Raw genomic sequence first — 24,217 nt, 5'->3', positions numbered from 1 at the left:
TAGCTGCTAGCGTACCGCTGGTATGAGTGCCTGACCACCATAGGTATCAATGACATAAGTCTCATAAGTCGCCGCTTGGACAGCCACCAGCGGCACCATCATACCAACAGCCGTGGCTAGTAGGCTTTTATAAATAGCATGGCTATAAAGGACACGGCGACTGTGTTTGACTGCCATCACAGTCGCTACCGCACAACTGAGCGCTTTAAGATGAGCACGGGCAGAGCTACTCATTTAAACCCAGTACATCTTGCATATCATATTGCCCAGCGCTCTGCTCAATCACCCAAGTGGCGGCGCGTACTGCACCAGCGGCAAAGGTCATACGTGCACGGGCGCGGTGGGTAATCTCGACCACTTCACCATCAGCGATAAACATCACCGTATGATCACCGATGATCTCACCGCCGCGTATCGCATGAATACCAATGCTACCCGCTTCGCGCTCGCCGGTCTGCCCTTCACGACCATAGATAGCGACGTCTTTTAATCTCTGTCCGCGCGCGTCGGCCACTGCTTCTGCCATCATGTAGGCGGTGCCCGATGGTGCATCGATTTTGTGCTTATGATGGGCTTCGATGACCTCCACATCGGCATCATCCCCAAAGGCTTTGGCTGCCATACCAAGCAGCTTTAGCGATAAATTCACACCAGTCGAATAGTTGCCTGCGTAGACGATAGCGATTTGCTCGCTGGCAGTTTTTAGCACTTGCTCTTGCTGCTCATTAAAACCTGTGGTGCCGATCACCATCGCAACGTCATTTGCCGCACAGACTTGCATGTTTTGCTCAGTGGCATCGGGCAAGCTAAAATCAATCAGCACATCGATGTCATGAATCACTGCCTTTAAATCATCGACGATTTGCACCTCTAAATGCCCAATCGCCGCGACCTCGCCCGCATCTGCACCGACAAGGCTTGAGCCTTGACGTTCAATCGCGGCGCTCAGTGTCGTTTGTGGGTTGTCTTGTACCGCTTCGATGAGCATGCGTCCCATACGGCCACCAGCACCGATGACGCCGACTTTGATGGTTTGTTCTTGTGTTTGTTTTTTGGTTTGTTGAGTCATGTTTTGTCCTAGATATTTATGTTTTTAGCACGGTGGTGCTTATAGGTCATTTATCCTAAGTTTAGCAAATATCCCTACGTGGGTGGTTTTTTATACACCCATTAAAAACCCCTAGCGTTTCACGTGAAACACTAGAGGTCTGTTATTGATTCATTAAGCCATATGCGTGATCAACGCGATGAAAACCCTTTGATCAATCAAATAGATCGCCGATCTTTTTAAAGAAAGATTTTTTATGCGGCGACTGCTGATGCTTGCTATCACCATCTAGTGTGTCTTGGAATTGACGCAATAGGTCTTTTTGCTCACGCGTTAGGTTCACGGGCGTCTCGATGACCACACGGCAGATCAGATCACCTTTCATGGTGGTGCGTACTGGCGTTACACCTTTACCGCGCACGCGTAACAGCTTGCCACTTTGCGTACCTTCAGCGACCTTGATTTTGACTTTACCATCCAAGGTTGGGATTTCCACTTCTTTACCCAAAGCGGCATCAGTGATGCTGACGGGCACATCCATATACAGATCCGCGCCTTGGCGAGTAAAGACGTCATGAGGTTTGACGCGTACCTCGACATACAGGTCACCATTTTGTACGCCAGCGCCGCCCGCTTCGCCTTCGCCTGCGAGACGAACTCGGTCGCCATCATCGACGCCAGCTGGGATAGAGACTTCCAGCGTGCGTGACTTGTCCTTGACGCCGTTACCATGACAGTCAGGGCATGGGTTTTTGATTTGCTTACCTGATCCGCCACACTGCGGGCAGGACTGCTGTACAGCAAAAAAGCCTTGCTGCATACGTACTTGGCCTTGACCATGACACATCTGGCACGTCACCACGTCAGAGGCGTCTTTTGCGCCTTTGCCATCACAAGTGCCACAAGGCGCAGGCGCGGTAAAGCTGATTTCTTTTTTAGTACCGCGTACCGCTTCTTCGAGGGTGAGCTCGATCACATAACGCAAGTCCGAGCCGCGACGCGAGCGACCACCGCCGCCGCCGCGCGACTGACCAAAGATATCGCCAAAGTTGCCAAAGATATCACCGAAGATGTCTTGGAAGTTACCGCCGCCACCAAAACCGCCGCCGCCCATACCGTTTTCAAACGCCGAATGCCCCATACGATCATAGGCTGAGCGCTTTTCTTCATCGCTCAACACCTCATACGCCATCGATGCTTCTTTGAATTTGTCTTCGGCATCAGGGTCATCAGAGTTGCGATCTGGATGGTATTTCATGGCCAGCTTGCGGTAGGCTCGCTTAATTTCTTTGCTGTCAGCGGTCTTACTGACACCTAATACTTCATAAAAATCGCGCTTACTCATGGGCTCTCCTATCGTCTTCGCAGGGCCGCCGATCGATCGATTCATCAACCCATAGCAATTATCGTCTGTTGCTATTCAGACTCGCGGTAATGTTTCACATGAAACACGGCGAGACAATAAAAAGCAAAGAAGAGAATCGTCTGAATCGTACAAGCGAATACGGCGGGGTGCTGCTTAGCCAAATCAATTATTAAAAGTTTGCGCTATTTATGGAGATGGCAAGGTGATTTATCAAGCGCATTAGGGGTGAAATTGTCGGACAGAGGATGATGGATGCCCAAAACAGAGTTCGTTAAGAATAGCACAAAGGTTTTTATACCTTTTTGGCAGGCCTTCATGCTAGTATTTATCGCCATATTCGTACGCATTTAAATTTAGGCTTTTAGATTGGCGATAAGGTAGTATTTTTATGAAAAAGCTGTTGGTTTTATTGGTCGTCATTGCGGTGACAGTTTATGCAGGCTCGCCTTACTACAGTGCCTATCAGCTCAAAAACGCCTATGATACCAACGACGGTGCGGCGATTGCGGCCGCCATCGACTACGAGCAAGTCAGGCCAAGCGTACAAACCCAGCTCACCAATCAATTTGCGACCACCATACGCAGCTACCCGTTGGTGGCCGAGCTCGGCGGCGAGCCATTAATACAAGCGGCCAACACCTTTATCATAAAGGCCGTCAATGGTGCCATCACCGCACAAAATATCGAAACCGTCATCAACACCCAAGGTCAAGCCAATACCGCGACCAAAGAGCTGGCGGCGGCGTGGGCCATCGCCAGCAATCAGGTCAATCTAAAAAACTTGATTCAAAACCTCATCATTCATCGCGGTGATATCGATGCGGTGGTCAAAGATCAAATGCAACAGGTCATGCAAAAACAAGCGGCTGAGCTAGAAAAACAAGCCGTGCAAGGCAATGATAGTGACAAACCAGCGCTGAGCTATTGTGGCATCAACTGCTTTACCATCAGCGGACAGATCAAAGGCTATCCGCTGACCATCGAGATGCAGCGGCAAGGTCTGATTGAATGGAAAATCGTCGATATTGTGTTGCCATAAGCCTCTTTTTATCAGTATGGGATAAGCGCCGTGTCATTATTGGTTGAGAGCACTAGCGCTACAACACGTTTGCGCTAAATCCAGTAGATAAAACAAACACCAAAAAACCGCCTTATGAGCCATATCATAGGGCGGTTTTTATGATTATTGTCGATTATAAGTCAAAAGCGCACAGCGTTTATGGCGTGCGACCGCTCATCTATTTACTCCACGCCCAAAAACTCTAAAAACTCCGGACTCTCAAAACTTGCTTGATACAGCACGCCGTCTTCGCGGTAGATGGCTGGCGTCGCCATCACGGCCAGCCCTGCTGCTTTTTCGCGATTGGGGGTTAGATGGTCGGCTTGACAGTTTGCTGGGGCAGGTGTCATCTCTCCTTGCAGCATGGCTTTGTCAAACGCTTGACGGCGGCTATCTTCACTGCCTTGACACCAGATAGCACGCATCTGCTCAGGCGATGCTTCATATATCGGATAACCAATAATATGCACCGTGACGCCTTTATCATTGAGCATCGGTAGCTGCTGATGGAAGCGGCGGCAATAAGGACAGTTGACATCGTCCGCCACATAAATCACCGCTTTTTCGGTGGTAGTGGCAGGATAGGTGATCAGCTGCTGACGGTCTAACCCCTGAAAAACTGACTGGTTTTTGCGTTGCTCAAAGGTTTCATCTAGCCCCATAAACCGACCGTTTTCGATGACAGATATCTCGCCATCGGTGATGTACTGCGCATCATCGGACAATAAAAACGGCACGCCCTCTAGCGTCGCGCCCCAGATCACCCCTGGCACCGCGGTATAAAAAAACGGTGTCTTGGCACTCATGTGTTTGAGCGCACTCATATTGGCGAGGATGGCCGACTTGGTCTCGGCACTCACCGGCTGCCCTGCTTGCTCACTACGGCTGCGGGCAGGGGTTTTGGTCACCACCTGCTTACTGGGGTTTTTTTGTAACTCGCCTTGGATGACGTACTTGCCATCTTCGGTGATATGTAGTGGCGGCTGGCCGGCGAGGCTGACCTGATACATATTGGGCAGCTGCGATGGCACAATCGCCGTAATCTGGGCTTTGATACCCGCTTGGGTCAAGCGCTCGCGCAGCTGACTATCGAGCGTTTGGCTCACACCGCCTGCTGATTGCATTTGATTGGGCGTTTTTTTGCTGACGTCGGTGGCGCTCGGCTGCGCACAGGCGGTGGCAGTAAGTAACATGGCCGCCATCAAGCTGGTAAATTTTAATACAGGGAGTTTCACAAAGACCATCCTATTTGGTGGATTGATAGCAAGCGTTTATCAAACAAACGGCGATAGGCATCACTATCAAATCGCTGCTAATAAGGCATCGGCACGTATTACTTATGTGTGCTGCCACAGGCGCTATCAAAACAGTTTTATCAAAAACGGCTATCAATAAAGACAACGATATTATGTAAAAAAACAAAGTAAAAAGAATAAAAAGACTTTAGCACAAGAAGGGTATTTGCAAAGCGCTCAGGGCGCAAGTTTGCAAAATTGCTACCCAGCTTTAAGAGATAGGCAACACACAAGCGGCCATAGATGATTTTTTCATAAAAAAAGCAGCACACATGACGTGGCTGCTGATGAAGTGTCTTTAGTAACATATTATCGCTTTGGCCAATCGGCACTCAAACTCAATGTTAGAATTTGGCCACTTCTTCTGCGCTCAAAAAGCGACTGTCGCCTTTTTCTAATCCATCAAGCGTGATATGGCCGATACTGGCACGGTGCAGCTCAACAACTTTATTGCCAAAATATCCCATCATGCGTTTGACCTGATGATACTTACCCTGCTCAAGCGTCAGACGCGCATGAGTTTCATCGATGAACGCTAGCGTAGCAGGTTTGGTCGGCTCGTAGTCACCGTCGAGCAAGATGCCCTCTGCTACTTTTTTGACAGCGGTTGCTTGCGCGTCGCTGTCCATAGGATCGGCCAGTGTCAGCTCGTAGACCTTGGCGTGCTCATGCTTGGGACTGGTCACGCGGTGTAGCCAGCTGCCATCATCACTCAGTAGGAGTGCGCCTGTGGTATCGACATCGAGGCGGCCTGCAATACGCAAGCTGGCAAGCTCAGGCACAGCGATCAGCTCGGTGACAATCGGATGCTCTTTGGCTTTTAGCGTACACTCAAAGCCTTCAGGCTTGTACAATAAGATATAACGGTTGCCTGTCGCCACAGATAGCGACTCACCGACCCACATCACCTCATCATTGAGTACATCAACGTGTAGGCCTGGGTCTTTGACCACTTCATCATTTACCGTCACCTCGCCGGCGTGCAAGATCTTTTTGGACTCTTTGCGCGACAGCTCAGTGGCTTTACTTAAAAATTTATCTAAACGCATGTATTTGCTACCATCAGTTTTGTATTACCAATCCCAGCTTTCGTAAGCCCCGTCTATCAATCCTGTGCGCTTTGGCGTCAAGATATTTAGAACAAATCGCTTAGCACGCAAGCGCGAGCGGCTCGTTATCTTCTTAGCTGAGACATGGTACTATAATGAAAATTAATTGCACACTGTGCTAGGGCGTGTTTGAACATTCACAAACAAGCACTGACAGTACAAGTGTCACCAGTTTATCATATCCAACCTAAACCTGATGAAATATGAGCTATCAAACGCTAAAACACGCCGTCACTGCGCGTTTAGAAATCAAAAAGTCTGAGTTTATCGCTCATGCCTATCCTGTCAACTCGCGTGAGCAAGCGATGTTTCACGTGGAACAACTGCGCGAGCAATATCCCGATGCGCGCCATTGGTGCTGGGCCTATATCATCGGCGACCCTGACAACACCACCAGCGCAGGCTTTGATGACGATGGCGAGCCAAATGGCACGGCGGGCCGTCCGATACTGGGCGTACTACAGCACAAATCTATCGGCAACGTCATCATCGTGGTGGTGCGTTATTTTGGGGGTATCAAGCTCGGGGCAGGTGGCCTGACTCGCGCCTATGCTGGCTCAGCACAAGCGGCCGTCGACCAAATGACACTAAGCCCTTATATACCGATGGCGAAGGTGCAGATAGTCGCGACGTTTGCCACTGAAGCCCAGTGCCGCTATGTAATTGAGGACTTGGGCGGGCAGGTTGAGGATGTCGCTTATAGTCAGCAAGTCATGCTGACCGCGACGCTTGCCCAAGCAGATATTGCCGACTTAAAAGAACGGCTAGCGATGGATGGGCGCGTCTTAGAGTTATCATAAATTTTGAGTAATCATACGTTCACTGAGCGTTCACTGAAAAGCATTGGTTTTGGCCACGGCCGTCGGTATGATAAGGCATTGATTGTTAAAGATGATTTTAACGATAATTTTAATAACTGTTAAATAAGAAGCCTTTATGCCCACATCTAGTAGCCCTGATACCGCGTTTTCCTCTGCCCCGTTTAAGCCGCCATTTTGGCTAAGCAACCCTCACTTACAAAGCATCTTGCCGAAGTTTTTTGCGCCCAAGCCCCCTAACTATCGCCGCGTCATCAAATCTGACTCACTGGGCGAGACAGACATCGCTTATGACTTTTATGATGCGCATCCGCTCACAGAGTCAGCGGATCAGACGCCTCACCAAACCCCATTGATTGTCCTGTTTCATGGCATGGAGGGCAGTAGTGACAGTCACTATGCGCGCGCGCTGGCGTATCAAGTACACGCGCAGGGCTGGCATTTCGTCGTCGCCCACTTTCGTAGCTGCGGCGGCATTCCAGCCAAAGGTCGCGTGTTTTATAACGCGGGTGACACAGATGAGGTACATCATATGCTACAAACGCTGCGCGAGCAGTATGCCAATGTCTATGCCGTCGGCGTCTCACTTGGCGGTAATGCCTTGGCAAAATACCTAGGCGAATATGGCGACCAAGCGCTATGTAAAGGCGCTGCTGTGATCTCAGCACCAGTCGATATGTCGTCAGCGGCGCTTAGTATGCACAGTTTTTTGAGCCATCGCATTTATACGCCATATCTGCTCAACCCCATTATCAAAAAAGCCCTCGCCAACGACATCAGCCCAGAGGAAATGGCATCGATCAAAGCGGTCAATCGTATCAGCGATTTTGATGATATCTTCACCGCACCGCGTCACGGCTACCGCTCAAACAATCACTATTACTATAGTGCCTCTGCTCTGCCGCACCTTATCAATGTCACCCGCCCGTTATTGCTCATCAGCGCCAAAGACGATCCTTTCTTGGGCTTTACCGCTACAGAAAATGACGTATCGGACACTGTCACTATCTTGGACACCGAGCACGGCGGGCACGTGGGCTTTATTCGTTATCGCACAAGCAAAGACAAATCGACACCTCTGTATACACAGTCCCGATTTGATATCAATTGGTTACCCGAAACCGTCTGCGCTTACTTCAAACACATTGGCGTGCCTTCTGCAGCGTGATAATCGAGCGGGCGGCGTTTTATCGCATCCCGCCAGCGTTACCTCTTACCTGACTCCCTGTCTTTTAAGACTACTGGCTTTTTAAGACTACTGGCTTTTTAAGACTACTGACCCTTTGAGACTGTCCTATGTATCCATTTATTCGTTATGCCAGCACCATCGTGCATGCTGCGCTACAAGCAAAAAGAGGCCGTACCTTAACGTTTAAAGATACCAGCGAAATCCATTTTCGCTGTCGTCTGTCAGATATCGACAACTTCCTTGAAATGAATAATGGCCGCGTCCTCACTCTGTATGACTTGGGTCGTACGGACTTTGCAGTACGGAGCGGGCTGGGTCGTCAACTGCTCAAGCAGCGTTGGGGCTTGGTGGTCGCTGGCAGTACCATCCAATACCGCAAGCGTATTCGCGCCTTTGACAAAGTCACGCTCAAGACCAGAGTAGTGGGCTTTGATGAGCGCTGGATCTATATCGAGCAGTCAATGTGGGTCAAGGGCAAACCCTGCTCCTCGGCCCTACTGCGTACAGGCGTCACCGAAGGCGGCAAGGTAATAAAAACCGCACGTATCCTAGAGGTGATGGGGCAATCAGACTGGCAGCTACCGCCGACAGGCTACGTGGCAGAGTGGATCGTCAGTGATGCCGACCGTCCATGGCCGCCGCAAGCGTAGCGCCCAGATAGTCAATCCTCAATAAAACGGGCATGCAAGATACTCTGTATGACATGGTGTCACGTGGTGCCACCTGCTACTGGTGTTTATGTTGCGTAGCATCTGTCGGCGTCAGCACAGCACGCGAGACAAATAAATACCAATCGCGCGGTAACTGTTTGTGAATATTCAACGCCCCTTAACTATATTTAAGCGGTAGCGTAAGTCACCAGAGAGTAACCTTATGACTACTATTTGCCAACACGACATTATACAAATAAGTATAGTAATTGCTATAGTGATATCTAATCATAGGTTACTATAATCAATTGAAAATAAAACTGTTATATAAGTTTAAACGCGCTACTGGTATAAATTTTACTTGCGTGCTGCGTTCCCAGAGGCTGCGCAAAATTCATCCCAGTAGCGCTACACTCTTTTTAGAGTGCATCGACTATACTTAACATCGTCCATAAGGAGAATAACATGGCAAATAATACGGACTATCGCACGGACTACGTGGGCACGTTATTTGATAACGCAGAGTCCAACCCCAGCAAAATCACCCTCGCCTTTACCATGGCGGGCAAAGCGCTTGAACAAGGTCACTCAGCCTCAGTCATCCTAATGGTCGATGCGGTGCACTTGGCACTGCCCTATGCGCTAGATAACGTTGATATCGGCGCGCCATTTAAACCTGCTAAAGAATTGCTAGAAGCCTTTATCGACAAAGGCGGCAATGTGCTTGTGTGCGGTGCATGTATGGAACATAACCGTATTGAAGACACCGCCATCGATACCCGCTTTACCAAGATTAGCGGCGATGATGTGGTGGCGCTGCTGATGCATGCCAAAGGCTCGCTGCAGTTGAATTAAGCGATTTTTTGTCCCTACAGGTCAGGTTTTAGAGGTTTAAAATCTGACCTTTTTTGCGTTAGGCTTTATGTTTTATATCGTTTTTCCTTGAGCTCGTTTGACGACGATTTACGGTGCCTCTGCTATCCTTATTTAGCAACTAAATAAACACTATCTCACCCACCGCGCGCCCAGCTTTGCTACAGTAAGTCATGCTACTCTTATAACCACACCACCTCAAAAGCCGAAGTGGCCGAGCAAACGAGCGCAATTGCCTTATTAGGTGGCTGGTTAAGTGGCTGGGCGATTTGCCGCCATTTATCGTGCTTTTTTGGTTTGGTATAAAATCAACAGGAGACCCGTCATGACCTTACAAGATACTCTGCAGTTAACCCATCCTATCGTCCAAGCACCAATGGCAGGAGCGACCACACCTGAGCTGGCGCTGACAGTGAGCAATTTTGGTGGGCTTGGCTCATTGGGTGCTGGCACCACATCGCCTGAGGTATTACACGAGCAACTCAATACCATCAAATCGCGCACCGACCGTCCTTTTATGATTAACTTAATGGTGTTGTCTGAGCATGAGTCTAATACCTTTATTAGCGACATCCCTGCTTGGTTAGACGAGTATTATCAAAAAAATCAGATAGACATCTCATTGCCAGAGCGACCAGCGCTTAGGTTTGCAGACCAGCTACAAGTGCTCTATGACAACCCCGTGCCTGTCGCCAGCTTTACCTTTGGCATTATCAGTGCCGAGCAAGTGCAGCGCTTACAGAATCTAGGCACATGTGTCGTCGGTACGGCCAATCATCCTCACGAGGCAAAAGCATGGGCGGATATTGGCGCGGACGCCGTTTGCGTACAAGGCGTCGAAGCGGGCGGCCATCGCGGTGGCTGGCTACCACAAAGCGCAAACGACCCCATGGGGCTGCTGACATTGATTGGTCAAACGCGCGCTTGCACCAATATTCCACTGATCGCCGCGGGCGGCATCATGACGGGGCACGCCATCAAAGCAGTACAGACGGCGGGTGCTGAGCTGGCGCAAATTGGCACGGCATTTCTGACGACAGATAAATGCGGTATCAATGATATTTATAAGCAAGCCTTACTGGATGCCAGCACGGGCAAGCGCAGTAGCGAAACCCGCTTAACTCGTCTGTTTTCAGGCAAGCAGGCACGCGGTTTGTTGAATGACTATCTGCGCGACTTTGCGCCGTTTGAAAGCGCTGATACGCTACCGCCTTATCCACAATTAAACGCCATGACCAAAGCGCTGCGCGCGCATGCAAAGAAAAACGACGATGCCGAGCATCAGTCTTTATGGGCAGGTCAAGGAGTGGCGCAGGTCAGACAAGAAAGCACGATTGAATTGTTAGAGCGCCTCATAGCAGTAGGATAAGTGTGGTCGGTGCCGCTAGGCTTTGTCGTGAATCGTCCTTATAGTTAACTCACTTTAAAAACGATACAGTGCAGCTGGTATGAATTTTGCGCCGCATCTGTCAGCGTAGACACAGCAAGCGAGGAAAATTTATACCAGTTGCCCGCTCATATGAGCGTACCGATTTTATTTCGAACTGACTTATTACACATGATGTTTTTTATGGCGCACACTCATTAAGATATAACGAACTTAGTCATTAATAATAACGATTTTACCCACGTTTGAGCACGCGATATAATCTGCTAAAAATTCAGTGTCGTAGCGTCATCGCGTTTTTGACTGTTATCGACATCGCGTAGGACATCCAATACTATGGCAAACTTTCCTATCATCAGAATACGCACACGGCGCAAATACTACCGTCTGATATTTACCGGCCTGATGGCAATGATGATGTCGCTTATTATCTCAACTGCCCTACTACTGGTAAAAGTCGGCTTGGTCGATGGCTTTTTTGGCGAGCTGCTGCACTCGTGGGGGTTGGCCTTTGTTTTTGCATGGCCAAGTGCATATATCTGCGCCTACCTTATCCAAGAGCATGTCCTGAGCCGCATTGAGTTTTATTAAAACCATGAGCACAATGAAGCGACGAAAACACTCCTTAACCAAAAAAGTACTGATAAAACGCTGCTAGAGTTGCTAGTGTTGATGCCTGTACAGATATTCGCTCGTTTAAAAACCGTTAAAACGACAATAAAGGAATGCTTATGCGTAGCGCAACTTATAACGAATTTGGCAAACCCACCGAAGTCCTCAGCCTTGGCGATCGCCCTATCCCTGAGCCACAGGCCAATGAGGTACGCGTCAAAACTATCCTCGCCTCTATCCACAACCATGACTTGCTCACCGTGCGCGGTCAGTATGGCTTTAAACCCGAGCTGCCGGCGATCGGCGGTAGTGAAGCGCTGGGTGTTGTTGACGCCGTTGGCAGTGACGTTAAAGGGTTAAAAGTCGGGCAACGCGTGGCGGCGGCCAGCGTGCAAGCGACATGGGCGGAGTATTTTGTCGCTGACGAGGGCATGGTGTTTGCCATCCCTGAGAGCTTGGATGATGAGATGGCCGCGCAATTGATCGCCATGCCGCTCAGTGCCTTGATGCTGCTGGAGTTCTTGGAAGTAAAAAGCGGTCAATGGCTTATTCACAATGCCGCCAATGGCGCAGTCGGTAAATCACTTGCCATGCTGGCGGCGGCGCGCGGCGTCCATACCATCAACGTCGTACGTAGTGGCGAGGCCATCAAAGAGTTAGCAGCCCTCAACATCAAACACAATATCAACACCGAAGATGATGACTGGAAAGACCAAGTCCGACAAATCATCGGCGATGATAGCATTAGCGCAGCGGTTGATTCTGTCGGCGGCGACGCCAGCGGCGACTTATTATCGCTGCTCGGTCATGGTGGCACTTTGGCGTCCTTTGGCATCATGTCAGGCCAGCCCATGACGCTCAATCCGACGCATCTTATCTTTAAACAAGCAATCGTAAAAGGATTTTGGGGCAGTAAAATCAGCCAAGAGATGAGCGTGGATAATAAACAACGCTTAATCGATGAGCTAATCGAACGTGCGACCAGTGGCAAGCTCCATCTGCCTGTGGAGGCCGTGTTTGATTTGGCAGATATCAAAAAAGCGGTCGATGGCAAATTGCAGTCAGGTAAAAATGGTAAGGTGCTGTTAAAGCCATAAGAATTTTTACAAATACCTGCCTGCCTATATTAAACCGCTTAACCTAGAGAATTATGCTAAAGAGATTACCCTTGAGCAAACGCCTGATTACTTAGATCGCTTTATGGCGAGCCAGACAGTCGGGCGTTATGTGGTAAATGTGCGAGGTTAGGTTATTGGTTTAGAGAAATGAGTTTTTAGATGATGGCAGCGCTCTTTTTGGGGTGCTGTCATTTTTTTAAAGTATTTACGAGATCTTAAGCGCTTGAGCAGCATCTGAAAACATACTCACGTCGTATAATAAAAATACCAACCATCATGCAGCTCCGTGAGAGATATTACCGTAAGGGCATAGGGCGGTATCATATAACCAACTTCAATATCATTATTCGGCGCTTTTAGGTAACCAAATTCATTATCCAAGAAGCCACCCATCGTTAGCACGATATAACCGTCCTCTCGGGCCATACTTACGATACCTGAGCGATCTAGCTTCTTACGCAGTAAAGCGACTTTTTCTACCTCTAAGTTATCTGCTCTAATTTTTCCAGCATAAGCTGCCGCTATCTCTCGCTCAGTTGTATAGCTATCATCATTGGAGATAAGCTGATCATTTAGTCTCTTATGGTGACGCCGCATATTACTTATTTGATAGACGTTGGCCTCTTGGCTGAGGGTATCTATGGCTTGTAAATTACTTTTATTCAGCAAAAAATGTACTTGATTACCCATACCGATTGCTGAAAGATAAAATGCAATCACAGTAACTATGGGAAATATCGCTAAAGGCATATAAGAAGATGGCTTTTTATATCCTTTGCTAAATATATTTAACACCGAAAATAATAACCCAGCAATGAGAAAAAATAGCAGAGTCAGCAAACTCAAAATCGGTCCAAAACTGCCAAAATAGGGAGAGTTAAGTAAGCTTACCGAGAGAATAAATAGGACAAGATATGTGACGTATTTTTTATTTTTTGCGGTCATAACAGTCTCACACTGGGTTTGATTATTGCTATATCTTAACGTGAGTCTGTTATGAGTAAGATGAAATAAAGATGGAGCGAATGACTTTCAAATGCAGCCATTTTTACATTATCAACAACTAGCCACACGCCCAATCAAACTCATCATTCAGCAAATCGATTTGACCATTACCACCACCCATATTGGCATCACCAAACTCTTCTTCAAACTCAATATAAAAAGGACTAAATTCTGGCATCGCTTGAATGGGGTTGGCCGTACCACCAAAATGGGTTTTTGCATGAAACCTATCAAGCTTTAACGCCTCCCCTTTTTCAGAAAACATAGGAATATAGGCATCCTCATCGTCTTCATCAGGCCATTCGTTTAGCGATTTGCCAATATTTGGATCATTAATACGGACTGTCTGTTGCACAAACTTGGCAGGCTGATCTTTGACAAAGCAAGTGCTACCCCATTCTTCAATCTCATAGTCTGGATATATACAATCTTCTTTATTAGGCAGTGCTGTCGTTTCACCTTCAAACTCTTCTTTAGTTAGCCAAAGTAATACCCATCCGCCGCCAATAATGTCTTCAAGATAGATTTCTTGAGGGTGACGATTATTAGCGTAACGATTTAGTAACGACCAAAATGCTGTAGCGCCTGAAGCATTTGCCTCAGCTGATTTATTAATAACACCCTCAACACCATCTACCCTATCTTCAAAGGCATCATCCGCTTGAAAAAGCGATATTGCCACAAGATCTTTCCCTTTTGCGCGATACGCTTCAGGCACTAATATCGTCCATAAGTGCGCCATTGGTAGCCCGTTAATCCTGCTTCGCGGCCATTGTTCTGTGCTAATACCGACAGGGCGGCCAAATGCCCAACCACACCCATGATCATTATCCGTTAGTTCCAAATCATATGCTTGCTTTAATGGTTTCACCGCTCTTGTCTCACCTCATTAGCTTAATTTTATTTATTAGACCTACTACACCAACCAAAACCAATCAGGGGCAAACAAGTAGCTCAGACCCATTGATAATAATACCACCAAGATACTACCCACAATTGCGCCAACCCATGTCGTACCGCCTTTTTTTGCTAACTCTTGCTCACGCATAGCTGGGTCTATATTATCGCCCATGACTTCTTTTATATTTTTGATACTGTGATTAAAGTAAAAATAATTACCTAACATACCTGTTAATACTGCCCACGCGATAAAAAAACTGGTTTGACCTATAGCGCTATACATTTCCATACCGAGCAGATGCATCAAAACCAAATCAACCGCGTTAATACCAATGACAATACATAGAGCTACTAAGTACATTTTGCGATAACACAACCAAGACGTTCCCAAAAGCAGCCCAGCAAAATTAAAACTATGAATGCTCGAACCATTATTGTTAACTTCTAAACGTGGCTCACTGTCCTTAAACCATTTATTACGGTAAAAATCATCATATTTTTTGCCAACGAAGGCCGCGAGCAACGTGTCAGCTGCCTCAGGGTCAGAAGCCGACTGGCTTTTTGAGATTTGTGCATCTTTTGCGATATTGATAGTCGTGAGCGGCGGCGGTGTTTGTGCTTGAGCCTCAGAGAGCTGGTGGCCACATTTTGAGCAAGACCCTGCGTCATTTGAGTTTTCTTGATTACAGTAATTACAAAACATCTTATCCCTTATTTTTACTGAATGGTTGCTGACCTTATTTCAACTCACATCTTAAACAACCAATTAAAGTTGATTACATTATAGTTAATAAAAACAAATGTTCAATAAAAACTAAGGGCTTTACCACTATTTGCTGATTTCAAATAAAAAAACACCCAACCAAGTTGAGTGTTTTTTATACCTATAGCGAGACCATTTGATTATTGATAAGTTGTATATCAATTCAAAAAATTTGAGTAGCGAGCAAAACGAGTGATAGCGCTACATCAGGTAGGCTGAACGAGTTTGACAATGCTAATCAGATTTTTAGTTTGATACTACTCCCACTCAATAGTCGCCGGCGGTTTACTCGACACATCATAAGTCACGCGCGAGACGTCTTTAATCTCATTCATAATGCGATTACTCACCGTCTCGATCAAATCATACGGCAGATGGGCAAATCGCGCGGTCATAAAGTCTACAGTTTCAACCGCACGTAGCGCAATCACCCACGCATAGCGGCGGCCATCACCGACCACGCCGACCGATTTGATCGGTTGGAATACCGCAAACGCTTGCGCGGTTTTGTCGTACCAGCCTGAACGCTCCAGCTCTTGCATAAATATGGCATCGGCAAGGCGTAAGATGTCAGCATATTCTTTTTTGACCTCACCTAAGATACGCACGCCAAGACCCGGCCCTGGGAACGGATGACGATAAATCATCTTCTCTGGCAGACCTAAAGTGATGCCGAGTTTACGCACTTCATCTTTAAATAAGTCGCGTAATGGCTCAACGAGTTCAAACGCTAAGTCATCTGGCAGACCGCCGACGTTATGGTGGCTCTTGATCACATGCGCTTTGCCTTGATGCGATTTGGCTGATTCGATAACGTCAGGGTAAATCGTCCCTTGTGCCAAAAACTCAATGGTTTTGCCATCGCTTTGTGCGCTGATTTCGCGGGCGCTATTGGCAAAGACATCGATAAAGGTTTTGCCGATGATTTTACGTTTGGCTTCAGGGTCAGACTCGCCTGCTAAAGCATTTAAGAATAAATCTTCGGCATCGACACGGATGACCTTGACGCCCATGTTTTCGGCAAATACTTGCATCACCTGATCGCCTTCGTGCAGACGCAGCAGGCCATTATCGACAAACACACAGGTCAGCTGATCACCGATTGCCTTGTGCAGTAGCGCGGCAACCACTGAGCTGTCGACACCGCCTGATAGACCGAGCAATACTTGTTTGTCACCGATTTGCTCTTTGAGCTGTGCCACGCGCATATCGATAATATTGTCAGGCGTCCAATCGCCGGCGCAGTCGCAAATCTGATGGACAAAACGACCCAATAACGCCTGACCTTGTAGGGTATGCGTCACTTCCGGATGGAACTGCAGACCATAGTATTGCTTGTCATCATTGGCCATAATGGCAATCGGGCAGCTTGGTGTGCTGGCGATGATATCAAAGCCTTGTGGCGCTTCGATGACCTTGTCGCCATGGCTCATCCAGACGTTTAGCGTGGTCGATTTGTCTTCACTGACGCTATCTTCGATGCCACTAGTAAGCTTTGAGTGGCCATTGACATTGATGGTCGCCGCGCCAAATTCATGGATATCACTGGCATGAACTTGCCCGCCGAAGCGCTCTGCCATCGCCTGCATACCATAGCAAATACCCAGCACTGGTACGCCAAGCTCAAACACAGCGTCATTGATACGCGGGCTGTTTTCCGCATGCACGCTCTCAGGGCCGCCCGATAGGATGACACCTTTGGCACCAAAGTCCATGATACGCTGAGTGTCGATATCATAAGGGAGCATCTCACAAAAAACGCCAGAATCGCGCACACGGCGAGCGATGAGCTGGCTATATTGCGAGCCAAAATCAAGAATAAGAATACGATCTTCTTTGATAGTAGGGATAGCAGCGGCAGTGGTCATAAATCGATGTCCATCAAGAAAAATTAGTACCCTATTTTAACAAGTTTGCGCCCATTAATGGCTATTAGATGATGAATTATTCACGATTATTGACTGTTATAAGTAAATACCAGTAAAGATTGAAACCATCAAACAACAGCATGATAAAAAAACAAGCAGCAGCAGGGCCAAATCAATCAACAAACGGCGCAAATTAAGCCGCACCGCTATAAGCCATAGTCAGTTGCAAACGAAACTGTCATAAGTTCCAAAGCGCTACTGGGATGAATTTTTGCAGCCTCTGTGTATACAGCATACAAGGAAAATTTATACCAGTAGCGCTGTAACATAAATACTATAAGTTTTTCTTATACAAATGACGCATACCTATAAAACATTTATTTATATTATGCTATGCTTTCATCATCATTACTTTCCCTTTACTGCTATAGCTTTAGCAGCAGACACTCTCACATCATACTTAAATTATGGTCATGTAAAAATATTGGACACAGGGCTGATAAGCCTACTTACTATCCTCTCATATTATCTCGATATGTTGTTAAGACGGATAGTAGGTAAATGGCGGCGGCTCTGAGTGATATAGGGCATGACGATAGCGTTATAATAAATGGATAGGTTATAACTTCTATGAGCACACGTAACTCACTTTTTCGTAAAGCGGCTAACGCAGCTGCAACCTCACACGATGAGCATGCTAATCCAGATTTAGCAGCCACAAACAACATCCCTATCGAGCAGACACGCTGGAATGGCTGGGGCAATGTCAATATCAATAAAAAAGTCTCCCCGTACGGCGCAAAGCTGATCAAATCACATATCGGTAAGAGCACAAAGCTACCTTCTGTCAGCCTCAAAGACGTGCTAAAAACCGTCTCAAAATCGCGCCTGCCTACCGCTATTACTGACCTTGATATCGTCTCTACTGACCGAGAGGTCAGACTCAGACACGCACGTGGGCAGAGCTTCCCTGATTGGATCGCCATGCATAGCGGCGATTTTGAGACCTTCCCTGATGGCGTGGCACATCCGCAATCGACCGCTGATGTCGAGCAACTTCTCAAGCTGGCACGCGAGCACGATCTGATTGTTATTCCATTTGGCGGCGGTACCTCGGTGGTCGGGCATATCAATCCACAAAAGGGCGCGCGGCCTGTTTTGACCGTCGCCATGAGTAAAATGGATCGGCTAATCGACTTGGATTTTGATAGCCAAATCGCCACCTTTGGCGCAGGCACCCAAGGGCCAGCGGTCGAGGCGCAATTAGGCGAGCACGGTTACCGTCTAGGTCATTACCCGCAGTCTTGGGAGCTATCGACGCTCGGCGGCTGGATTGCGGCGCGCTCAAGTGGCCAGCAATCACTCGGCTATGGACGCATCGAGCAGATGTTTGCTGGCGGCACTTTAGTGACGCCGCAAGGCGTGCTAGAGATTGCTGATATCCCCGCGTCATCGGCAGGGCCTGATCTGCGCGAGATGATGATGGGTACTGAAGGCCGCGTAGGTATCTTTACTGAAGTGAAGATGCGCGTACAACCGCAACCTGAGCAAGAAGTATTTAAAGTTGCTTTCTTGCCCAACTGGGCAGCAGGCAAAGCGGTGCTCAAACAAGCGGTACAAAGCAATATTCGCCTATCTATGCTGCGTCTCAGTAATGCCGCCGAGACTGACGCGCATCTGCATTTAGGTACCTCGCCAAGTCAGTTTTTAGCGATTAGTACCTATCTAAAAGCGCGCGGGCTTAATTCAGACAAAGTCATGCTCACCTACGGCGTCTCAGGCGATAAAGCGCAAAATAAACTGGCGCTGATGCAGTTTAATAAGTTATTAAAACAGCACGGTAGTGTCACCGGTAAGATCACCAATATCATGGGTAGCGTATGGGCGCATGGGCGCTTTAAGTTCCCGTATCTGCGCGGTACGCTGTGGGAGCGCGGCATCATGGTCGATACCTTTGAGACCGCCACCAATTGGGGGCGCATCGATGAGCAAATGGCGCAGATGCAAGAGGCGGTAAGAACGGCCTTAGCGAGCGAAGGAGAGGAAGTAATGGCCTTTACTCATATCTCACATGTCTATAAGCAAGGCGCGAGTCTATATACCACTTACTTTTTCCGCGCGGCCAAAGACCATGCAGCAACACTAAAGCGCTGGCAAAAAATCAAACACGCCGCCAGTACTAGCCTTGCCAATGGTAAAGCCACCATTTCACATCAGCATGGCGTTGGCCGTGACCATGCCCCGTACCTTGCGGCTGAAAAAGGCGAGCTGGGACTACAAGTGACTCATGATATGCTCAAAAGTCTAGATCCTGAGCAGCGCATGAATCCAGGGGTATTGCTTGAAGATTAATTTTAATTAAGAGCTTTGTTTATAGACAGTTTAGTGGAAGAGCGCTACAGCGTGACTGATATTCGTTTTGCGCCGCCTCTGTCGGCGTAGGCACAGCACGCAAGAAAAATGAATATCAGTCGCGCGTTATTATTCAACGTATTTATTTCATTGGGTGTCAAAGTAAATTGTTATTAAGAAGAAAATCTTATGAACCAAAACAAACAACGCCAGCAAGCCCTTGCGCCCTTAACGAAATCTGAACCTTGGGATATGCTCATTATCGGCGGCGGTATCACGGGTGCCGGCATTGCCCGCGAGGCGGCTCGCCGAGGTTTATCTGTATTATTAATTGAGCAAAAAGACTTTGCGTGGGGCACCTCCAGCCGCTCGAGCAAAATGGTGCATGGCGGCCTGCGCTACATTGCCTCAGGCGATTATAAAACGACACTGCTTAGCGTACGCGAGCGCGAGCGGTTGCTTGACGAGGCAAGCGGTCTGGTCAATGAGATGCACTACGTCATGCCGCACTACAAAGGCAAGTTTCCGCCGCCGTGGATATTTAATACCTTGCTGCGCGTCTACGACAAGATAGCGGGCAAGCGCTATTTTAAATACTTTAAAAAAGACGCTTTTTTACGGCTAAATCCTAATATCAAGCAAGATAAGTTTTTGGGTGCCAGTCAATTTAGCGATGCGATCACCGATGACTCGCGGCTGGTGATGCGCGTACTCGATGAAGCAGTACATGACGGCGCGCAGGCGATTAATTATCTCAAAGCCGAATCATTACTCACTAATGAGCAAGGCTTAGTCGTCGGTGCAATGCTTAAAGACACGGCTTCTAACAATAGCAATCAGACTTTTGACATCCATGCCAAAGTGGTGGTCAGCGCTACCGGTGCTTGGGCCGATACCCTGCGCAGGCAGGCGCGCGCCCAGAGCGGGCACAGCTTTCATCAGCAAATCCGTCCCTCACGCGGTAGTCATTTGGTCGTCAGTCAAGAGCGTCTGCCAATTCAGCAAGCCTACACCTTTTTACATCCTGCTGATAAACGAGCGGTGTTCGTCTTCCCGTGGGAGAACCGCACGGTACTTGGTACCACCGACTTGGATCATCCGCCACTTAATGACCAAGAAGTCGGCATTACCAATGAAGAGGTCGATTATTTATTAGACGCGACTAACTCGCTATTTAATGAGACTGGCTTGAATCGTGAAGACGTCATTAGCACGTGGGCCGGCGTGCGTCCGTTGATCTCTGATGGCGGTGATGGTAAGCGCGTTAGCCCCAGTAAAGAAAAGCGCGATCATAGCGTCTGGCTGGATAATAATCTGGTGACCGTCAGCGGCGGCAAGCTCACCACCTTTCGCCTGATTGCGCTTGATGTGCTGGCAAAATGTCAAGAAGTGCTCGACCTTGATGACTCTGCTACTCAAAACTTAAAAACGAATAGCGATCAAGTCTTTAACAATCCTACGCCGACTCACGCCAAATTTGCCACTTTACCAAAACTCTTACAGCAGCGCTTGCAAGGATTTTATGGTCTGCAGCTCGATAACTTATTAGCGCTAGCACATGACGATGATTTGGCTTATGTCACCGATAGCAACACCATTTGGGCGGAGATTCGCTTTGCCGCGCGCTATGAGCAGGTCATCCATTTAGATGATTTGCTGCTACGGCGTACACGCTTAGGCTTAATCCTCCCGCATGGTGCGATGACGCCGCTGATTAGCGCTAGACTTAAGCAAATTTGCCAGCAGGAGCTGGGCTGGAATGAGCAAAAGTGGCAGCAAGAAGTCGCTCGCTATAGCGAGTTATGGCAGCGTTATTACCATTTGCCTGCCGCTTAGCTTCTTATCGAGTTATTATAAGGATTAGAGCTGATAGGGTACTTCTTTTAAAACAAAAGCTGCGTAGCCTCGAGAATTCTTACGGTCGCAAGCAAGGAAAACTTGTACCAATAGCACGTTCTAATTTTGATAAACATCCCCCATAGTAAAGGACTACTATGACCACCTCTCACGACCCCATCTATTTCTTAGCCATCGACAACGGCACGCAAAGCGTGCGCGCGCTGATCTTTGATGAGTTTGGCAGCGAGATCGCCAAAGCCCGTGTGCCTATCGAGCCGTACTTCTCCGAGCAGCCCAATTATGCCGAGCAGCACGCCGACTACTATTGGCAAAAGCTGACAGAGGCCTGCCAAAAGCTCTGGCAGACCTGCGACATTAAACCTAACCAAATCGCCGGCGTCAGTCTCGCCACCCAGCGCTATACCATGATTTGCCTTGATAAAGACATGCAGCCGCTACGTCCTGCTATCGTCTGGATGGATTTACGCCGCGCTGACACTCATGACATTGGCTTTCTTGACCCGCTTACTAAAATCATCGGTATGGGCGAATTAGTAAAAGACGCCCAGCAAAAAGCGCGCTGTAATTGGCTGGCGCAAAACGAGCCGGAGATATGGGCGCAGACCGCGCATTACGTCAACCTCTCTGCCTACCTCACCTATCAGCTAGTAGGTGAACTTATCGACTCAAATGGTCATTCGGTCGGCTATTTGCCGTATGACTACAAAGCGCAAACATGGCTCAAACCCAATACCCTGAAATGGCGACTGTTTAGCTGTACCCCCGAGCAAATGCCCAAAATTGTCCTACCAGGCCAAATTCTTGGTGAGATAAGCGCCAAAGCTGCCAAAGCCACCGGCATCCCAGAGGGCACGCCGATGATTGCCGCCGCCAGTGACAAAGCCTGCGAAGCTCTAGGCGCAGCGGGGCTTGCCGCCGATACTGCGTGTCTTAGCTTTGGCACCACCGCCACTATCAACACCATCTCCCCCGACTATGTAGAGATACTCAAACACATGCCCGCCTATACCGCCGCCGCCCCAAATTACTACAATCACGAATACATGATTTATCGCGGCTTTTGGATGGTCAGCTGGTTTAAAGAACAATTCGCCCACTACGAGCAACAACTTGCCAAAACCCAAGGCATCGACACCGAAAAGCTCCTCGATACCGCCGTCAAAGGCATTCCAGCCGGCAGCATGGGACTCATCATGCAGCCCTATTGGTCGCCAGGTGTCCGTCATCCTGGGCTTGAGGGCAAAGGCGCACTTATCGGTTTTGGTGATGTGCATACCCGCGCGCACGTGTACCGCGCTATCTTGGAGGGGCTGGCTTACGAGCTCAAACTCGGCTTTGATACCATCGAGAAACGCACTGGCAAACCCATCAAACACCTGCGCGTCTCAGGCGGCGGCTCTCAAAGCGACGCCGCCATGCAGCTCACCGCCGACATCTTTGCCATGCCGGCCTACCGCCCGCACACTTATGAGGCCACTGGCCTTGGCGCGGCCATCAACTGCGCGGTGGGTCTCGGCGTCTACCCCGACCACGCTGCTGCTAGCGACGCCATGACCCATTTAGGCGACGAGTTCGTCCCTATTGAGGCCAACGTGCAACTCTATAAGCGCCTGTATAACGAGGTATATCTTAAGATGTACGAGCGCCTAAAACCCTTATACCAAAGCATTCAAGACATCACAGGATATCCGGTTAAATGATATTCATATTCTATATATTAATATCATTAAGTCTGCTTATTAATCACCCCTAAACGCCGCATAAACCCGATTCAACCCCTCACGCAATATAGCCTCAGGACACGCCACATTAATACGCATTTTCAGATGTCCCTCGCGGCCGTATTTAATTCCCGCGTTTAGCTCAACCTTTGCCGCGCGCAGTTTGTCATACAGCGCCTCATCATCCTTACCGTACGCAGAGCAATCGAGCCAAATCAAATACGAGGCTTCCGGGCGCATCACCTTAATATCAGGCAAATGCCCTGCTAAGAAGTCTATTGTGATCTCGATATTGTGTTCAATATAAGCCAGCACCTGCGTAAGCCATTCCCCGCCATGCTCATACGCGCTTTGCATCACCGTATAAGCAAATAGGTTTAGCTCGTATTCGTCGTTTAAGCGCTGCTGCTGACTGATTTTTTTAAGTAGTGTCTCATCTTTGGCAAAGATCATCGAGCCTTTAATACCCGCGACGTTAAAGGTTTTGGTCATCGAGGTGAGACTCACCACCTTATGCGCGTAATTTTCTGCTTCTGCTACTCTTAAAAAAGGCGTAAAGGTATGGCCAGTCAAGGTTAAATCTTGATGAATCTCATCGCTGACGATGGCGACATCGTGTTTTTGACACAGCGCCAGCAGCGCTTTAAGCTCATCAATAGTCCAGACGCGACCGCCCGGATTGTGCGGGTTGCATAATAGATATAGCTTAACTTTATGCTCCACTATTTTGGCTTCAATATCGGTTAGATCGAGCTGATATCTGCCATCGACTTCCTTTAGCGCTGATGTCACAAGCGTGCGCTTATTTTGCTGCACCTTAGTCATAAACGGCGTATAAATGGGATCATTGACCAGTACCGCATCGCCTATCTCGGTAAAGACATGCATCATCAGCGCAAGACTTGGCACCACCCCTGGTGAAAATAGGATATTATCCTGTGTCAAATCCAAACCATAACGATTGCTATGCCAGTTGATAATCGCCTCATACAAAGCGTCGGTCGGTTTGGTATATCCTAAGATGCCGTGATCGGCCGCGCGCTGTACGCTAGCCAAGATAGGCGGCGCTGCTCTAAAGTCCATATCGGCGACCCACAGCGGAATAGTGTCATCACTATAGTGCCATTTGACCGACCCTGTATTGCTTCTATCGATTATCTCATCAAAGTCATATTGCATTGGCATTATCCTTTATAAAACCCAAAGCTTTACTGTTTATTATG

Annotated in this window: 21 protein-coding genes; 11 read left to right on the top strand and 10 right to left on the bottom strand. The window is 48.3% G+C overall.

The features are described 5' to 3' along the window. Positions 1-6: 6 nt before the first annotated feature. The 3 genes from CAP50_RS00455 to dnaJ all read right to left on the bottom strand — a co-directional run bounded on the left by CAP50_RS00455 (position 7) and on the right by dnaJ (position 2,393). Positions 7-234: a hypothetical protein gene (locus CAP50_RS00455; protein ID WP_100748623.1), complete on the bottom strand. Its 228-nt coding sequence runs from the start codon at positions 232-234 to the stop codon at positions 7-9. Continuing rightward, positions 227-1,069, bottom strand: a complete 843-nt coding sequence (dapB, locus tag CAP50_RS00450) for a 4-hydroxy-tetrahydrodipicolinate reductase (RefSeq protein ID WP_100748622.1) — start codon at positions 1,067-1,069, stop codon at positions 227-229. The genes CAP50_RS00455 and dapB overlap by 8 nt, the downstream gene beginning before the upstream one ends. Positions 1,070-1,262: 193 nt before the next feature. After that, positions 1,263-2,393, bottom strand: a complete 1,131-nt coding sequence (dnaJ, locus tag CAP50_RS00445) for a molecular chaperone DnaJ (RefSeq protein WP_075101327.1) — start codon at positions 2,391-2,393, stop codon at positions 1,263-1,265. Between the two features lie 409 nt (positions 2,394-2,802). Between dnaJ and CAP50_RS00440 the strand changes: the two genes are divergently transcribed. Beyond that, on the top strand, positions 2,803-3,453 hold the full coding sequence (locus tag CAP50_RS00440; protein ID WP_100748621.1) for a DUF2939 domain-containing protein: 651 nt from the start codon (positions 2,803-2,805) through the stop codon (positions 3,451-3,453). Between the two features lie 203 nt (positions 3,454-3,656). On the opposite strand, the gene CAP50_RS00435 is transcribed toward CAP50_RS00440, so the two are convergent. Continuing rightward, the gene (locus CAP50_RS00435) at positions 3,657-4,718 is read right to left on the bottom strand and encodes a disulfide isomerase DsbC N-terminal domain-containing protein (protein ID WP_241900589.1); all 1,062 of its coding nucleotides are present in this window, start codon (positions 4,716-4,718) and stop codon (positions 3,657-3,659) included. Positions 4,719-5,113: 395 nt separating this feature from the next. Beyond that, complete coding sequence (locus CAP50_RS00425) at positions 5,114-5,818, bottom strand: pseudouridine synthase (RefSeq protein WP_100748618.1); 705 nt, start codon at positions 5,816-5,818, stop codon at positions 5,114-5,116. A 263-nt stretch (positions 5,819-6,081) separates the two neighbouring features. On the opposite strand from CAP50_RS00425, the gene CAP50_RS00420 reads away from it, so the two are divergent. From CAP50_RS00420 to CAP50_RS00390, 7 genes are all read left to right on the top strand, one after another. Beyond that, positions 6,082-6,678 (top strand): YigZ family protein, encoded by a 597-nt coding sequence (locus CAP50_RS00420; protein ID WP_100748617.1) that lies wholly within the window; start codon positions 6,082-6,084, stop codon positions 6,676-6,678. 136 nt (positions 6,679-6,814) lie between these two features. Then, on the top strand, positions 6,815-7,864 hold the full coding sequence (locus tag CAP50_RS00415) for a YheT family hydrolase (protein WP_100748616.1): 1,050 nt from the start codon (positions 6,815-6,817) through the stop codon (positions 7,862-7,864). A 128-nt stretch (positions 7,865-7,992) separates the two neighbouring features. After that, positions 7,993-8,535, top strand: coding sequence for an acyl-CoA thioesterase (locus tag CAP50_RS00410; RefSeq protein ID WP_100748615.1), 543 nt, complete (start codon positions 7,993-7,995; stop codon positions 8,533-8,535). A 465-nt stretch (positions 8,536-9,000) separates the two neighbouring features. Continuing rightward, positions 9,001-9,390, top strand: coding sequence for a DsrE family protein (locus CAP50_RS00405; RefSeq protein ID WP_100748614.1), 390 nt, complete (start codon positions 9,001-9,003; stop codon positions 9,388-9,390). A gap of 343 nt (positions 9,391-9,733) precedes the next feature. Then, entirely contained in the window at positions 9,734-10,777 is a 1,044-nt protein-coding gene (locus CAP50_RS00400; protein ID WP_100748613.1) for an NAD(P)H-dependent flavin oxidoreductase, read from the top strand. 354 nt (positions 10,778-11,131) lie between these two features. Continuing rightward, positions 11,132-11,386 (top strand): DUF2798 domain-containing protein, encoded by a 255-nt coding sequence (locus tag CAP50_RS00395; protein WP_075101317.1) that lies wholly within the window; start codon positions 11,132-11,134, stop codon positions 11,384-11,386. Between the two features lie 140 nt (positions 11,387-11,526). After that, positions 11,527-12,504, top strand: coding sequence for a zinc-binding dehydrogenase (locus tag CAP50_RS00390; RefSeq protein WP_100748612.1), 978 nt, complete (start codon positions 11,527-11,529; stop codon positions 12,502-12,504). Positions 12,505-12,771: 267 nt separating this feature from the next. On the opposite strand, the gene CAP50_RS00380 is transcribed toward CAP50_RS00390, so the two are convergent. From CAP50_RS00380 to guaA, 4 genes are all read right to left on the bottom strand, one after another. Continuing rightward, on the bottom strand, positions 12,772-13,470 hold the full coding sequence (locus CAP50_RS00380) for a hypothetical protein (protein ID WP_100748611.1): 699 nt from the start codon (positions 13,468-13,470) through the stop codon (positions 12,772-12,774). 118 nt (positions 13,471-13,588) lie between these two features. Then, complete coding sequence (locus CAP50_RS00375) at positions 13,589-14,401, bottom strand: hypothetical protein (protein WP_153045418.1); 813 nt, start codon at positions 14,399-14,401, stop codon at positions 13,589-13,591. Positions 14,402-14,446: 45 nt separating this feature from the next. Further along, positions 14,447-15,133 (bottom strand): DUF2628 domain-containing protein, encoded by a 687-nt coding sequence (locus CAP50_RS00370; protein ID WP_100748609.1) that lies wholly within the window; start codon positions 15,131-15,133, stop codon positions 14,447-14,449. A 317-nt stretch (positions 15,134-15,450) separates the two neighbouring features. Then, a complete protein-coding gene (gene guaA / locus CAP50_RS00365; RefSeq protein WP_100748608.1) occupies positions 15,451-17,061 on the bottom strand; it encodes a glutamine-hydrolyzing GMP synthase in 1,611 nt (536 codons plus the stop codon). A 630-nt stretch (positions 17,062-17,691) separates the two neighbouring features. Here guaA and CAP50_RS00360 point away from each other — a divergent pair. The 3 genes from CAP50_RS00360 to CAP50_RS00350 all read left to right on the top strand — a co-directional run bounded on the left by CAP50_RS00360 (position 17,692) and on the right by CAP50_RS00350 (position 22,973). Then, on the top strand, positions 17,692-19,413 hold the full coding sequence (locus tag CAP50_RS00360; protein ID WP_100748607.1) for an FAD-binding oxidoreductase: 1,722 nt from the start codon (positions 17,692-17,694) through the stop codon (positions 19,411-19,413). A 189-nt stretch (positions 19,414-19,602) separates the two neighbouring features. After that, positions 19,603-21,249, top strand: a complete 1,647-nt coding sequence (locus CAP50_RS00355; protein ID WP_100748606.1) for a glycerol-3-phosphate dehydrogenase/oxidase — start codon at positions 19,603-19,605, stop codon at positions 21,247-21,249. Between the two features lie 158 nt (positions 21,250-21,407). Continuing rightward, on the top strand, positions 21,408-22,973 hold the full coding sequence (locus tag CAP50_RS00350; RefSeq protein ID WP_100748605.1) for an FGGY-family carbohydrate kinase: 1,566 nt from the start codon (positions 21,408-21,410) through the stop codon (positions 22,971-22,973). A gap of 39 nt (positions 22,974-23,012) precedes the next feature. Here the strand turns inward: CAP50_RS00350 and CAP50_RS00345 are convergent, their stop codons facing one another. After that, the gene (locus tag CAP50_RS00345; RefSeq protein WP_100748604.1) at positions 23,013-24,173 is read right to left on the bottom strand and encodes a MalY/PatB family protein; all 1,161 of its coding nucleotides are present in this window, start codon (positions 24,171-24,173) and stop codon (positions 23,013-23,015) included. Between the last annotated feature and the right edge of the window lie 44 nt (positions 24,174-24,217).

It is taken from the genome of Psychrobacter sp. L7 (assembly GCF_002810365.1).
Taxonomy (GTDB): domain Bacteria; phylum Pseudomonadota; class Gammaproteobacteria; order Pseudomonadales; family Moraxellaceae; genus Psychrobacter; species Psychrobacter celer.
Note: the sequence above shows the minus strand (reverse complement) of the source record. Positions and strands in the feature narration are given on the sequence as shown.

Bases quoted from the DNA above. Each gene is read 5' to 3' on its own strand.
- CAP50_RS00455 (WP_100748623.1), bottom strand. From the start codon at position 234: ATGAGTAGCTCTGCCCGTGCTCATCTTAAAGCGCTCAGTTGTGCGGTA.
- dapB (WP_100748622.1), bottom strand. From the start codon at position 1,069: ATGACTCAACAAACCAAAAAACAAACACAAGAACAAACCATCAAAGTC.
- dnaJ (WP_075101327.1), bottom strand. From the start codon at position 2,393: ATGAGTAAGCGCGATTTTTATGAAGTATTAGGTGTCAGTAAGACCGCT.
- CAP50_RS00440 (WP_100748621.1), top strand. From the start codon at position 2,803: ATGAAAAAGCTGTTGGTTTTATTGGTCGTCATTGCGGTGACAGTTTAT.
- CAP50_RS00435 (WP_241900589.1), bottom strand. From the start codon at position 4,718: ATGGTCTTTGTGAAACTCCCTGTATTAAAATTTACCAGCTTGATGGCG.
- CAP50_RS00425 (WP_100748618.1), bottom strand. From the start codon at position 5,818: ATGCGTTTAGATAAATTTTTAAGTAAAGCCACTGAGCTGTCGCGCAAA.
- CAP50_RS00420 (WP_100748617.1), top strand. From the start codon at position 6,082: ATGAGCTATCAAACGCTAAAACACGCCGTCACTGCGCGTTTAGAAATC.
- CAP50_RS00415 (WP_100748616.1), top strand. From the start codon at position 6,815: ATGCCCACATCTAGTAGCCCTGATACCGCGTTTTCCTCTGCCCCGTTT.
- CAP50_RS00410 (WP_100748615.1), top strand. From the start codon at position 7,993: ATGTATCCATTTATTCGTTATGCCAGCACCATCGTGCATGCTGCGCTA.
- CAP50_RS00405 (WP_100748614.1), top strand. From the start codon at position 9,001: ATGGCAAATAATACGGACTATCGCACGGACTACGTGGGCACGTTATTT.
- CAP50_RS00400 (WP_100748613.1), top strand. From the start codon at position 9,734: ATGACCTTACAAGATACTCTGCAGTTAACCCATCCTATCGTCCAAGCA.
- CAP50_RS00395 (WP_075101317.1), top strand. From the start codon at position 11,132: ATGGCAAACTTTCCTATCATCAGAATACGCACACGGCGCAAATACTAC.
- CAP50_RS00390 (WP_100748612.1), top strand. From the start codon at position 11,527: ATGCGTAGCGCAACTTATAACGAATTTGGCAAACCCACCGAAGTCCTC.
- CAP50_RS00380 (WP_100748611.1), bottom strand. From the start codon at position 13,470: ATGACCGCAAAAAATAAAAAATACGTCACATATCTTGTCCTATTTATT.
- CAP50_RS00370 (WP_100748609.1), bottom strand. From the start codon at position 15,133: ATGTTTTGTAATTACTGTAATCAAGAAAACTCAAATGACGCAGGGTCT.
- guaA (WP_100748608.1), bottom strand. From the start codon at position 17,061: ATGACCACTGCCGCTGCTATCCCTACTATCAAAGAAGATCGTATTCTT.
- CAP50_RS00360 (WP_100748607.1), top strand. From the start codon at position 17,692: ATGAGCACACGTAACTCACTTTTTCGTAAAGCGGCTAACGCAGCTGCA.
- CAP50_RS00355 (WP_100748606.1), top strand. From the start codon at position 19,603: ATGAACCAAAACAAACAACGCCAGCAAGCCCTTGCGCCCTTAACGAAA.
- CAP50_RS00350 (WP_100748605.1), top strand. From the start codon at position 21,408: ATGACCACCTCTCACGACCCCATCTATTTCTTAGCCATCGACAACGGC.
- CAP50_RS00345 (WP_100748604.1), bottom strand. From the start codon at position 24,173: ATGCAATATGACTTTGATGAGATAATCGATAGAAGCAATACAGGGTCG.